A 12,989-nucleotide genomic window follows, 5' to 3' on the forward strand; every position below is an offset into this window, starting at 1 on the left:
TAATGGCGGCAAGCATCACCATAAAAAATAAGCAGCTGGATATGAGCCTATTGATTAATAATGTAAAATAAACAGGTAAAACCGTTAAACCAATAGTGCCGTTACGGTGTCATAAAGGCGTTTTTAACAAAAAAAATCAACTTAAACACGCAATTATCTTTATGAACAAGCGCTTCGCTATGCTCGTGCTAGGTTTTATCGCCTTTAAAACCGCCACCGCACAAACTGAAAAAGGAACTCAAAATTTAGGAGCAACCTTTGGTATCACAACAAGCAAAACAACTTATGACTACCCTGATGCTGAAACCGTAAACTACGATTACAAAAGCACCAATTACCAGATCATCCCTAACTACAGCTATTTTATTGCCGACAAGTTGGATTTGAACGTAAACGCGGGCTTTGCCTACACCAAAACAACTAATGATGCACCCAACGCTTCACCGGTAGAGCAAAATGGCAAAACCTGGTCGGCATCAGTTGGCTTGAGGAAATATTTCCTATTTGATAATAAGATTGGTATACGTACAGGGCCTTATCTTGGTTATTCGCATAACAATGCCAACTATTCTGCATTTGCAGGTACAAACAACGAATCAAATACAAAAACCCAAACTTATACAGGAGGTCTTAATCTTGATTTTGTTTTTTACCCGGTAAAAAATATCGGACTGGCCGCCCGCCTGGCAGATCTTTCTTATTCACATCAAAGAATCAATAATTCGTCAAACCCTACCAGTAAGGCAAACACGTTCAACTTCAGCGTTACAAACAATATACTCCTATCAGTTTACTATGTATTTGGTAAGTAAACACGTTCATATTCGCCCTACATCCTATCTCCTAACATCTTAGTCAACTTAATACATATATTAACATGAACAAACATATTGTAGCGATTGTACTCTGTTTTATTGCTTTTAAAAACGCAAGCGCGCAAACGGAAAAAGGCAGTCAAAACCTGGGCGCGTCATTTGGTATCAGTACCACAACATATACTACCGAAGGTTACGACAGCAAAACCAAAGGAACATCGTATAACATCAGCCCTAATTATAGCTATTTTATTGCCGATAAATTAGATATAGGTACATCATTAGGTTTTAATCGTGTAGTTTCAACTGTAAAAAATAGCAACCCTACCAATATTAAGCAAATAAACAGGGAGTTATCAGCATCCGTATTTCTTCGTAAATATTTTTTGTACAATAATAAGATCGGCATACGTACAGGGCCATATTTTACCTACACGCATAATAAAAGCGGAACAACCAATGCTGATGCGATTTACAATTCAAATTATAAATCAAACTATTACAGGGGCGGCGTAAATCTTGATTTTGTTTATTATCCAACTACTAATATTGGCTTAGCTGCCGGCATTGCCGATATCAGCTATATACATGAAAAAGCTGAAGCATCAAACTCATTAGGCGCTGCAAACAGCAATACTTTTAACTTACGTTTTATGGATAACCTTTCGTTATCAATTTTTTACGTATTCGGCAAATAAGCAACCCTCCACCTAAATCTTGTACATATCAACCGGCGGGCTATAAACTTTTATAGCCCGCTGTTGTTTTTGGTTCGAGGTAAAACAGTTAAAATGGCTCCTGTGGCAAGCAAATCGCATAGCTAACTCACCCGGTCTACGCTTCGCTGGACCACCCTCTCTGCTGCGCAAAGAGGGATGAAAAGATAATAAATATACAACCCCTCTTTGCGAAGCAGAGCAGGGGTGACGAGCGAAGCGATGTCGGGGTGAGTCAATATCGATCAGTTATACCTATATTACAAACCAAACAGCAGTAAATGACGGGGTACGAGCAACAGGCTTATATACAGCTACAATTTTGGCAGCATAAAATGCAAAAAAAGCCATCTGCGGACAACCGTATTGCCCGTGCCGTTCAAAATAAGATCAACAGTTTTATACCCGAAAAGGTGCATAATGCCATTACCGTAGCTATCGAAAAGATGGTAAAAGGCGTGTTATTCGGTGCCAAGCACACCACTGCCGAACCACGGGAGGATGCTTCCCTCCAGCTTCGCGAAGCTTATGTAAAAGAAAAAATAAGCTTTTACCAAAACACAGCCACTGTAGAAGGCGCCGTTACAGGCGCGGGCGGTATATTGCTCGGTTTGGCCGATTTCCCGGTGCTGATAGGCATTAAAATAAAACTGCTGTTTGATATTGCCGCGCTTTACGGGTACGATGTGATGGATTATAAAGAGCGCCTGTATATTCTCTATATTTTTCAACTTGCCTTTTCAAGTCAGCAAAACCGTAACGAGGTATATAGGCTGATGGAAGGCTGGCAGGGTTACAGCAAATCATTGCCTGATGATGTGCAGGAGTTTGACTGGCGCACCTTTCAGCAGGAATACCGGGACTATATAGACCTGGCTAAGATGGCGCAGCTAATACCTGTTATAGGTGCCGCTGTGGGCGCCATTGCCAATTACAAGCTGATAGCCCAACTGGGCGAAACCGCCATGAACTGTTACCGCATGCGCAAGATCAGTCCGCTGAAGATAATTACCTGATAAAACGAAAAAGGCCACCCGTTTTGGGCAGCCGATATAGGTTGGTAGATGTAAGGTCGTATTATTTGAAAGTATAGCGTAAGCCAAGGCCAAAGCGGGCAGGCTCAAAATCAGAACCATCGCTTAACTGAATGGCCGGGCGCCAGTCAAAAGTGATGCTTACCGGTGCGGTTTTGATCTTATAATCCAAACCACCTATCGGGCGTAAAAAGAAGGTTGAACCACCATCGTACAAAGCTACCTGCGGACCAACACCTAAATACCATCTTAATTCGCTGGCTTCTTTAAACGATTGATGATACTGGTAAAAACCACCGATCCAGGTAGCGTCACCGCCGAAAAGCACATCGCCTTGTATAACATCGTGCGAGTTGAAAAAATGTTTTACGCTTGGACCCACAAGGGTTGAACCATCGCCAAAATCAATACCTAAACCTAACGCGGTTTTATAGCCCGACTGAGCGAATGTGTTTGTTGTTGATAACGCTACGGTTAAAATTGCTAAGAGAATAAGTTTTTTCATAAAAAGATAAAGTGTATAGATGAATAAATAATCCACAAAAATCAATTATGATGCCATTATTGTCATTACACCGTCACGCACAGTTGCCTTAAGATTAATTTATTTATATTTTAACAATTATTATTTAATCAAATACGAGTGAACAGAATGCACTACACTTTTTTGTATGGCATACTGTACAAAAGTGGGTGCGAATAATTTAACCTTCGAGTTAGGTACCGTATTGGCAATAATTAGTATTTTTAGGGAATAATACACTTTATCACATATGAATTTTAAACTACCAACGCTGGCCATATTATTGGCCTTAGCGGTTTGCGCCTGCAAAAAGAAAACAGACGACGTTGATACACAGCAAGATCTTATTTACACATGGGCAAAAGAGCTAAATGCAGGAGCTTTAACTTCCAGTCAAATGGTTAGAACAGATGTTGAAGGTAACATATATATTGCTGGTCGTTTTGAGGGAACAGCCGATTTTCAACCTGGAGCCTATATACATACTATAACCTGCAACGGCTATGTTGATGGTTTTTTGGCCAAATACGATCCCACAGGCAAATTAATATTTGTAAAAAAAATAGGTGGTACTGGTTATGATTATGTCACTGATATGGTAATTAATGAAAAAGGGAATATATATATAACAGGGGTATTTAACGGAAAAGAAGCTGATATGGACGACGGCTCAGGTACGCATATACTTAATGGACATGGCTACGAAGATATATTTGTTGCTGCTTATACTTCGGCCGGAGATTATATATTCAGTACAGATATTGGAAATACCACTACCGATCTTCCTTATTCTATAGATGCGGATGCGGAAGGTAATACTGTTATTACAGCTCGCAGAACATCTAATCTTTACATTGACCAAACAACCCCGGGTGTAATGCTTAAAGGTATGGGTGGTTACATATTCAAATTAAATGCATCAGGAAATTTTGTATTTGTCAATGAATTAGCATGTGCATCACCTTTTTACCTAAGTTCCAAAATTGATGCTTCCGGTAATATTTATGCCACAGGGCTATTTTATGATGAAACATTACCAACCAATGGTCAAAGTGACAACGATTTTTACACCCTTATTAAATTTAACCCTGAGGGGAAGCAAGTATCAGGTTTAAAAAACGATTTTGGATCGTTTCGTTACGATATGATGGATATGCAAGCAAATGGGGACGCGTTAATATATGTAGTTGGGGAAGATCGGCAAAATATCTTCCTAACAAAATACAATGCAAATGGAAATAAATCGGTTAGTAAAAAGATTACAGCAATGGCTACGCCCGATACCGGAGGAGTAGAACTTAACTATGTTACAACAGATATCGCAGGAAATCTATATCTCACGGGTTATTTTAAAGGCGGTGCAAATTTTGGTAACAACAAAATTTTGACCAGCAAATCTCCTGAGGCTAATGAGTATTATATAGCTAAATACAATACTGATGGACAATGTGTATATGCCAAAAAGATTGATGTGCATGGAGACATTGCCATTGACAAAAATTTCAACGTGCTAATGTCGGGCAATATCAAAGGCACACAAGATGCCGACCCCGGTGAAGAAGTTCACAATTTAGTAACGTGCTGCAATATTAATACCGATCCGTTTATTGCGAAATACGCGCAAAAGTAAATAAGGCAGTTATTATATAACTGAAGCCTCCCCTGCTAATTGATACATTAACAGGGGAGGCTTTTTAATATCCCTTGCGCAGTGATTTGGTAAATTCCTATCTTCGTTGCTATGTCGTCCACCGAAGCTCAAAAACAAATTGCAGACCTTACTGCCGAACTTAAACAGCACAACTACAACTATTATGTGCTGGCCATGCCTACCATTGCCGATTATGATTTCGACCATAAATTAAAGCAATTGGCCGAACTGGAAAAGCAATACCCCGAGTTTGCCGACCCTAATTCGCCCACGCAACAGGTTGGCGGCGAGGTAACCAAGGAGTTTGTGAACGTGAGGCACAAATGGCCCATGCTATCGTTAGGCAATACCTATAACGAGCAGGAACTGATTGATTTTGATCAGCGGATACGCAAGGCCATTGGCGACAATTTTGAATATGTTTGCGAACTCAAGTTCGACGGATTATCGATGAGCCTCACCTACGAGGGCGGCAAGCTGGCACGTGCCGTAACCCGCGGCGATGGCGTGCAGGGCGATGACGTAACCACCAATGTACGAACCATCAACACCATACCTAAGCACCTGCACAAAGGTGATTACCCCGAACTGTTCGAGATACGTGGCGAGGTTTTTATGCACCGCAAGGCTTTTGAACGCCTCAATGACGAGCGCATGGAGAACGGCGAAGTACCTTATGCTAACCCACGCAACTTTGCATCGGGTACTATAAAAATGCAGGATTCGGCAGAAGTGGCCAAGCGCCCGCTGGATTGCTTTTTGTATGGACTTTATACCGATAAAACCCTTTTTAAAACGCATTGGGAAAGCTTACAGGCCGTAAAAAGCTGGGGCTTCCATATAGATAATCACAGCAAATTATGCGGTAATATTACCGAGGTGCTCGAATTTATTAACGAATGGGATAAAGAACGCTTCGGGTTGAGTTACGATATCGACGGTATTGTAATTAAGGTGAACAATTACTCGCAGCAGCAGGAACTTGGCTTTACGGCCAAATCGCCGCGCTGGGCCATATCCTATAAATTTAAGGCCGAACGTGTGGAAACCGAATTGCAGGCGGTAACCTATCAGGTTGGTCGTACGGGCGCGGTTACCCCGGTTGCCAATTTAAAACCTGTGCTGCTGGCCGGCACTACGGTTAAACGCGCCACTTTGCATAATGCCGATGAGATTGAGATTCGCCTGCAATTACACGAACACGATTGGGTGTTTGTTGAAAAAGGCGGCGAGATCATCCCGAAGATCATCAGCGTAAATTTAGATAAACGCAAACCCGATGCGCAGCCTGTAAAATATATAACCCACTGCCCGGCATGTAATACCTTGTTAGAACGCAAGGACGGCGAAGCCGCTTATTACTGCCCAAATGATGAAGGTTGCCCGCCGCAGATTGTAGGTAAAATGCAGCATTTCATTGGTCGCAAAGCGATGGATATTGACGGCTTGGGTGATGAAACTATAGAAACATTGTACCAGCGTGGTTTTATCAGCCACATCAGTGATATATATAAGCTACACGAGCGTGCCGATGAATTGAAACAGCTCGGTCGTTTCGGTGAAAAATCGATCAATAACATGCTGGATGGCATTGAGAAATCAAAACAGATGCCTTTCGAAAAAGTATTGTTTGGTTTGGGCATACGCTACGTGGGCGAAACCGTGGCCAAAAAACTGGCAGCGCATTTTAAAAACATCGACAGGCTGGCTACCGCCCCTTATGATGAATTGATTACGGCCGATGAAATTGGCGATCGTATAGCACTAAGCCTCATAGAATACTTTAGCGGAGAAGTTCACCGCGAAGAAATTGAGAAGCTAAAGGGCTACAGGTTAAACTTTGTTACCGAAGAAAAGGAGCTGCAACTCGCCAGCGATAAACTGGCCGGAAAGAGCTTTATCATATCGGGTGTGTTTGAAACCTACTCGCGCGATGAGCTGAAAGATATTATTGAACAAAACGGCGGCAAAATCCTCAGCAGCATATCGGCTAAGCTCAACTACCTGGTAGCAGGCGACAATATGGGCCCCGCCAAACTCGAAAAAGCCAACAAATTGAATATCCCGATCATTAGTGATGCGGAGCTATTGAATCTTTTGTTGTAAGTTGTGTGTTGTAGGTTGTGCGTACTTAGTTTACGGTAGCTTTGCCCCTACAACTTACAACACACAACCTGCAACTCTCACACAACCTAAAACAAAAAATTACCTTTTACGCATTCGGCAGAATTGTCAAATTACTATCTTAGCAGCTTTTAAAAGTAAACATGAATAAATTTTTCGGAACAGGGGTTGCTTTAGTCACTCCTTTTCAGGCGGACGGGCAGGTTGATTTTGACGGGCTAAAAAACCTGATTGAATATTTGATAGACGGCGGGGTGGAATACCTCGTATCCTTAGGTACAACCGGTGAGAGTGTTACGTTGAATAAGGACGAGAAGAAGAAGATATTTAAGTTTACTGCCGAAACTGTTAACGGCCGCTTGCCATTGGTAGCAGGCATTGGCGGTAATAATACCGCCGAAATAGTTGAACAGGTAAAAGAATTTGATACTACAGGCTACGATGCCATACTATCGGCAAGCCCATACTATAATAAGCCAACCCAGGAAGGTATTTACCAGCACTATAAAGCCATTGCAGAGGCAGCACCCCTACCTGTGTTATTGTACAATGTGCCGGGCCGTACAGGCAGCAACATCAGCCCCGAAACTATCATCAGGCTGGCTAATGATTTTAAGAACATCATCGGCATTAAAGAAGCATCGGGCAACTTTGATCAGTTTAACCAGATACTGCGCGATAAGCCGGAGGATTTTCTGTTTATCTCAGGTGATGATCCGGTTACCTTACCAATGGTAGCTATGGGCGCGGCAGGGGTTATTTCGGTGATCGGTAACGCGTTCCCACGCCAGTTTTCGGATATGGTACGCCAAAGCCTGCAAGGTGATTTTAAAACCGCGCAAAAAGGCCACTTCAGCCTGGTTGATTTTACCCGTTTAATGTTTGCAGAGGGCAACCCGGCAGGTGTTAAAACCGCATTGAAACATTTAGGTGTATGCGGCGATACTGTAAGGTTGCCGCTGGTGCAGGTAAGCAGCAAAACTGCCGACCTCATTATTAAAGAAACCGACAAAATAAAGGGATAAGCATCCCGGTAAATTATAAAAAGAAAACCCGCCCTCTGTGAGAAAGGACGGGTTTTCTTTTTGGTCAGTTTTTAAAAATATCTATGAGTTAAGCTCCGGTATTTTTAGTCTCCTGAACTTCCAAACGGATAGCTTGAGCTAAGTTTTTAAGATCTTGCAAACCTTTACGCAAACGTGTTCCCGCCGCGCTGTTGCCTTTTGTGTAAAACTTGTCGGCATCCGCTTCCAGCGATGCAACAAGCTCTTTTACTTCGTTAAATTTTTTCATTTAGGTTACTCCTTTAAAATTGATGAGTTTAATTGTTTTACTAAAAGCTAATCTAAAATTGTTTTTAATCAAAAAAAAATTTTTATGACACAAAAACAACTTTAAACACCTATTTTTTTCCACAATTAAGCCTATAAGTGGCTTGTATATACTTATAAGTAGATTTTACTTAATAATTCATATAGTTGGCCTATCATCCCAATTATTAAAAGCCACCATAAACACCTCAAATTAAGCAATGTGGAAAACATTTCCATCCGCACAAAAACACACCTTTAAATGTAGATACATCATACATTTAAAAGCCGCTACGTAATTTTTGAGGGGTATTTTGCTATGCTACGTTTTGCTCTTTATACAATCCGGCTTTTAGCTTCTCGCCCATTTCGGTATAGGCATCCAGCGTGCGCTGTACATCCTCCATACTGTGTACCGCGGTAGGTATTAATCGCAGTATGATAAGGCCTTTGGGCACCACCGGGTAGATGACAATGGAGCAGAATATACCGTAGTTTTCGCGCAGGTCGCGGGTTAGGGAGGTGGCCTCGTAAAGGTCGCCTTTAAGATAAACCGGCGTAACCATGCTATTGGTGTTACCAATATCGAAACCGCGCTCTTTAAGCCCCTTTTGCAGCGTTAAAGCTACCTGCCATAGTTGCTCACGTAATTGCGGTTGCGAACGCAGCAGCTCGAAGCGTTTACGCAGGCCCAGCACCATTGGCATAGGCAAGGCCTTGGCAAAAGTTTGCGAGCGCATATTGTAACGCAGGTAATCGATGATCTGCTTATCTGAAGCCACGAACGCGCCTATGCCGGCCATTGATTTGGCAAAGGTGCCAAAGTAAACATCGACCCCGTCAACACAGTTTTGGTGCTCGTGCGTGCCGGCACCGGTTTCACCCATGGTTCCCAGGCCGTGCGCGTCGTCAACCAATAGCCTAAAGGTGTATTTATCTTTTAGTTTTACTATCTCTTTCAGCTTGCCTTGCGTGCCTGTCATCCCGAAAACACCTTCGGTAATTACCAGTATGGCACCGCCGGTTTGGGCCACTATGCGCGATGCGCGTTCCAGTTGCTTTTCGCAGCTGTCGATATCGTTGTGTTGGTAAACAAAGCGTTTGCCTATGTGCAGGCGTACACCATCAATGATGCAGGCATGAGCTTCGGCATCGTACACGATTACGTCGTTACGGTCAACCAGCGCGTCAATTATCGATACCATGCCCTGGTAGCCGTAATTAAGTAAAAAGGCAGCTTTTTTGCCTACAAAAGCGGCCAGGTCATTTTCCAGTTCTTCGTGGTGAATGGTATTGCCCGACATCATGCGGGCGCCCATAGGGTAAGCCATGCCATAATCGGCAGCGGCTTGCGCGTCGGCCTGTCGTACTTCGGGATGATCGGCAAGGCCGAGGTAGTTATTGAGGCTCCAAACAATGTGTGTTTTGCCGTTAAAATTCATGTGAGGACCGATACTGCCCTCCAGTTTAGGGAATGAGAAATAGCCGTGCGACCATTTTTGGTGCTGACCGATTGGCCCGCCCATGCTTTTGGTGATTTTATCGAATAGATCCAACTTAGTGTGTAATTATAATACTTGTAGCAGGCCTGGGGCAACCCGTTAGTGGTATAGCAGGTTAAGCTTACAACAAATTGTTATGTTTAATAATACTATACAAATATAGCTTACTTATGTACGTATAACTAAAAAGCCCCTGCAATGTTTTTTTGCAAGGGCTAAAGGATATAAGTTTTGGGTTTGGATGTTAGTCTACATTATCATGCAGGAACGAGTTGTTGTTCCTGATCTCGGTTTTGCCCTGATCATCAGGCAATAATGAGAAACGCGAGATCTGGCTTTCGTCAGATGCAGGGGTTTGCTGCAACGCTATCTCTTTACGCCTGTATGCCGGTACATTTTCCAACTCCTGTATATTACCAGCCCTAAGCTTCATGCTCAAATCCTTCAAGCGCATAATACGCTCGCGCGATTTGCGCAATTGCTCTTCCATTGATTCATCTGTTTTATTGTCGTCAGCACCAACAATCGGTACTGGCTCCGGTTCAGGCTCGGGCTCCGGTGCACGTGGTGCTACGGGCTCAAATTGCATTACTGATTCTGTTACCTTAAAAGTAAAGTCGGCAGTATCAGGCTCGGCAGATGCTGAAGGCTCTTCGGGGCTAAGCGTATGCCTAACCACACCCTGGCTCTCTTCGGTACGGGTACCAAACAAATCAAACAAACCTGTTTGTTTAGGCTCGGCGTTAGCTTTCATGTAAGGCTCGGCAACAGCATCAGCTTTAACCGGGTTAATAAACTCATTAACCGGTTTTACCAAAGGCTCATTGTCAGGCATCAGCATAGAAACTACTTTCTTGTTGCTGATCTCTTTCTCGCGCTCATCTTTAGTTTGGAAACCTGTAGCTATGATGGTAACCGATAGCTTATCGCCCAAATTATCATCTTTACAGTTACCCCAAATCAGGTCGGCAGCAAGGCCTGCTTCTTCCTGTATGTAATCGGTAATAATACTTACCTCATCCATGGTAACCTCTTTATCGCCCGAGCTGATGTTAAGCAGGATGTAACGTGCGCCTTCAATCTCGTTATCTTTCAATAACGGCGATGCCAACGCGCCTTCCACCGCTTTAAGGGCACGGTTCTCGCCTTCGGCAGAGCAGCTGCCCATTATAGATACGCCACTGTCTTTCATAACAGTCCGCACGTCTTTAAAGTCAACGTTGATATAACCCGGCAGTGTAATAATTTCGGCAATGCCTTTAGCGGCAGTGGTCAAAATATTATCGGCCTGCGCGAATGCTGATCCTAAGGTTAAGTTACCAAAGATCTGGCGAAGCCTGTCGTTTGATATTACCAGGTAAGAGTCAACATATTTTTGCAGTTCGCCCATACCTTCTTCGGCCTGCATTTTACGGCGTTTGCCTTCAAATGAGAACGGGGTGGTAATTATACCTACAGTTAATATATCCAGTTCGCGTGCTGCCTTGGCAATGATAGGGCTTGCACCTGTACCGGTACCGCCACCCATACCTGCCGTAATAAACAGCATTTTGGTGTTTGTACCAAGCATTTGCTTAATATCGTCGATATTTTCGATAGCAGAGTTTTTACCTACTTCGGGTATTGAGCCCGCGCCCATACCTTCGGTTAAACTTGCACCTAATTGTACTTTATTTGGTATAGGGCTTAACTCAAGCGCCTGCGCATCGGTATTGCAAATTATGAAGTCTACACCGGTAATACCCTGCCTGTACATGTGGTTTACCGCGTTTCCCCCGCCGCCGCCAACACCAATTACTTTGATGATAGACGACTTTTCTTTTAACATCTCAAACTGCATATTCCTTGTTTTCAGTTAAATGTGACTTAACGATCAGTTAGATTTCGCTAATGTAATATTATACTTTTTTCAACAATGTTTTTCCACAATTGTCAATATTGTGGAAAAATTATCGTTTGTGAACAATTACTTCAGGAAATCCTCATCCTTGATGTCGTCCTTAATAAACTTCTTACCACTCTCTAATATCTTGCTGAAAAGGCCGTATTTCTTATCCTCTGAAGCAAACTTAACTTTCTCGGGCTTGGCCTCGGGCGCGGTGTGCGTAATGTTATTGTATTCCATTTTCTGGATACCTTTTATCAGCAAACCAATACCTGTTGCAAACGTTGGGCTTTGCAGCTCTTCGTATACATTTTTAGGTAACACCTCGTTTTTGGCCAAATGCTCGTTAGGGTAACCCACGCGGCAATCAAGGCCTGTTACGTACTCCACCAATTGGGTTAAGTGTTTTAACTGCGCGCCACCACCGGTGATCACTATACCTGCAATCAGTTTCTTTTCGTAGCCTGATGATTTTATTTCGTAGTATACGTGCTCAATAATCTCTTCCATACGGGCCTGTATTACGTAGGCCAGGTTTTTAACCGAGATCTCTTTTGGCTCGCGGCCACGTAAGCCCGGTACGCATACAATTTCGTTCTCTTTGTTCTCGTCGGCTAAAGCAGAGCCAAAACGCACTTTCAACTGCTCGGCAATGTTGCGCATTACTGAACAACCTTCCCTGATATCTTCGGTTACACTGTTACCGCCAAATGGAATAACGGCTGTGTGACGGATGATACCTTCGTGGAAGATGGCCACATCTGTAGTACCACCACCAATATCTACCAATACCACACCGGCTTCTTTTTCTTCGTCGCTTAATACCGACTCAGATGATGCCAACGGCTCCAGTATCAGCTCCTGGCTTTCCAGGTGCGCTTTGTTAACGCATTTAACAATATTTTTAATAGCCGTAACCTGGCCCGATATAATATGGAAGTTAGCTTCGAGCCTAACACCTGCCATACCAATAGGGTCTTTTACGCCCGGTTCGTTATCAACCGTAAACTCCTGCGGCAATACGTGGATGATCTCCTCGCCCGGAGGCATTACCAGGTTGTACATATCTTCTATCAGTTTATCGATATCCTTGCGGGATATTTCGCTTTGCAGATCGCGGCGGGTTATCAAACCGCGGTGCTGCAAGCTTTTTATATGCTGACCGGCAATACCTACATTCACAATCCTTATCTCAACATTAGATTGTGTTCCTGCTATATCAACCGCCTGCGTAATACCCTGTACTGTTTTATCAATATTTGAAACCATACCGCGCGTTACACCGGCAGATTCCGCTTTACCCGTACCTAATACCTCAATTTTACCGTTTTTGCTGCGGCGGCCAACAATGGCGCATATTTTAGTAGTCCCGATATCCAATCCTACTACGATTGGCGAACTTTTTTCTTGTGATAAACCTTTGTCCATT

General features: G+C 43.2%; 11 protein-coding genes. 6 read left to right on the forward strand and 5 right to left on the reverse strand.

Annotation, left to right across the window (positions count from 1 at the left end):
* Positions 1-161 precede the first annotated feature (161 nt).
* From ABD894_RS16210 to ABD894_RS16220, 3 genes are all read left to right on the forward strand, one after another.
* Positions 162-812 (forward strand): autotransporter outer membrane beta-barrel domain-containing protein, encoded by a 651-nt coding sequence (locus ABD894_RS16210; RefSeq protein ID WP_345212110.1) that lies wholly within the window; start codon positions 162-164, stop codon positions 810-812.
* A gap of 65 nt (positions 813-877) precedes the next feature.
* Positions 878-1,513, forward strand: coding sequence for a TonB-dependent receptor (locus ABD894_RS16215; protein WP_345212111.1), 636 nt, complete (start codon positions 878-880; stop codon positions 1,511-1,513).
* Between the two features lie 299 nt (positions 1,514-1,812).
* Positions 1,813-2,547 (forward strand): EcsC family protein, encoded by a 735-nt coding sequence (locus ABD894_RS16220; protein WP_345212112.1) that lies wholly within the window; start codon positions 1,813-1,815, stop codon positions 2,545-2,547.
* Positions 2,548-2,608: 61 nt separating this feature from the next.
* Here ABD894_RS16220 and ABD894_RS16225 read toward each other — a convergent pair whose 3' ends face one another.
* Positions 2,609-3,070 carry a hypothetical protein gene (locus ABD894_RS16225; protein ID WP_345212113.1) on the reverse strand — a complete coding sequence of 154 codons (462 nt, stop codon included), beginning with the start codon at positions 3,068-3,070 and terminating at the stop codon, positions 2,609-2,611.
* Positions 3,071-3,338: 268 nt separating this feature from the next.
* Between ABD894_RS16225 and ABD894_RS16230 the strand changes: the two genes are divergently transcribed.
* The 3 genes from ABD894_RS16230 (at position 3,339) to dapA (ending at position 7,888) form a co-directional block, all read left to right on the forward strand.
* On the forward strand, positions 3,339-4,718 hold the full coding sequence (locus ABD894_RS16230; protein WP_345212114.1) for an NHL repeat-containing protein: 1,380 nt from the start codon (positions 3,339-3,341) through the stop codon (positions 4,716-4,718).
* Positions 4,719-4,829: 111 nt separating this feature from the next.
* Positions 4,830-6,845, forward strand: a complete 2,016-nt coding sequence (gene ligA, locus ABD894_RS16235; RefSeq protein ID WP_345212115.1) for an NAD-dependent DNA ligase LigA — start codon at positions 4,830-4,832, stop codon at positions 6,843-6,845.
* Between the two features lie 161 nt (positions 6,846-7,006).
* Positions 7,007-7,888, forward strand: coding sequence for a 4-hydroxy-tetrahydrodipicolinate synthase (gene dapA / locus ABD894_RS16240; RefSeq protein WP_345212116.1), 882 nt, complete (start codon positions 7,007-7,009; stop codon positions 7,886-7,888).
* A gap of 88 nt (positions 7,889-7,976) precedes the next feature.
* Here dapA and ABD894_RS16245 read toward each other — a convergent pair whose 3' ends face one another.
* From ABD894_RS16245 to ftsA, 4 genes are all read right to left on the reverse strand, one after another.
* On the reverse strand, positions 7,977-8,156 hold the full coding sequence (locus ABD894_RS16245) for a histone H1 (RefSeq protein ID WP_345212117.1): 180 nt from the start codon (positions 8,154-8,156) through the stop codon (positions 7,977-7,979).
* Positions 8,157-8,490: 334 nt separating this feature from the next.
* A complete protein-coding gene (locus ABD894_RS16250) occupies positions 8,491-9,729 on the reverse strand; it encodes an aminotransferase class I/II-fold pyridoxal phosphate-dependent enzyme (RefSeq protein ID WP_345212118.1) in 1,239 nt (412 codons plus the stop codon).
* A 190-nt stretch (positions 9,730-9,919) separates the two neighbouring features.
* On the reverse strand, positions 9,920-11,515 hold the full coding sequence (gene ftsZ / locus ABD894_RS16255; protein ID WP_345212119.1) for a cell division protein FtsZ: 1,596 nt from the start codon (positions 11,513-11,515) through the stop codon (positions 9,920-9,922).
* 126 nt (positions 11,516-11,641) lie between these two features.
* Positions 11,642-12,988, reverse strand: a complete 1,347-nt coding sequence (ftsA, locus tag ABD894_RS16260) for a cell division protein FtsA (protein WP_345212120.1) — start codon at positions 12,986-12,988, stop codon at positions 11,642-11,644.
* Position 12,989: the final 1 nt, after the last annotated feature.

This window comes from Mucilaginibacter gynuensis, assembly GCF_039541195.1.
In the GTDB taxonomy this organism is placed as follows: domain Bacteria; phylum Bacteroidota; class Bacteroidia; order Sphingobacteriales; family Sphingobacteriaceae; genus Mucilaginibacter; species Mucilaginibacter gynuensis.

Coding starts and splice junctions, on each gene's coding strand:
- ABD894_RS16210 (WP_345212110.1), top strand. CDS start 162: ATGAACAAGCGCTTCGCTATGCTCGTGCTAGGTTTTATCGCCTTTAAA.
- ABD894_RS16215 (WP_345212111.1), top strand. CDS start 878: ATGAACAAACATATTGTAGCGATTGTACTCTGTTTTATTGCTTTTAAA.
- ABD894_RS16220 (WP_345212112.1), top strand. CDS start 1,813: ATGACGGGGTACGAGCAACAGGCTTATATACAGCTACAATTTTGGCAG.
- ABD894_RS16225 (WP_345212113.1), bottom strand. CDS start 3,070: ATGAAAAAACTTATTCTCTTAGCAATTTTAACCGTAGCGTTATCAACA.
- ABD894_RS16230 (WP_345212114.1), top strand. CDS start 3,339: ATGAATTTTAAACTACCAACGCTGGCCATATTATTGGCCTTAGCGGTT.
- ligA (WP_345212115.1), top strand. CDS start 4,830: ATGTCGTCCACCGAAGCTCAAAAACAAATTGCAGACCTTACTGCCGAA.
- dapA (WP_345212116.1), top strand. CDS start 7,007: ATGAATAAATTTTTCGGAACAGGGGTTGCTTTAGTCACTCCTTTTCAG.
- ABD894_RS16245 (WP_345212117.1), bottom strand. CDS start 8,156: ATGAAAAAATTTAACGAAGTAAAAGAGCTTGTTGCATCGCTGGAAGCG.
- ftsZ (WP_345212119.1), bottom strand. CDS start 11,515: ATGCAGTTTGAGATGTTAAAAGAAAAGTCGTCTATCATCAAAGTAATT.
- ftsA (WP_345212120.1), bottom strand. CDS start 12,988: ATGGACAAAGGTTTATCACAAGAAAAAAGTTCGCCAATCGTAGTAGGA.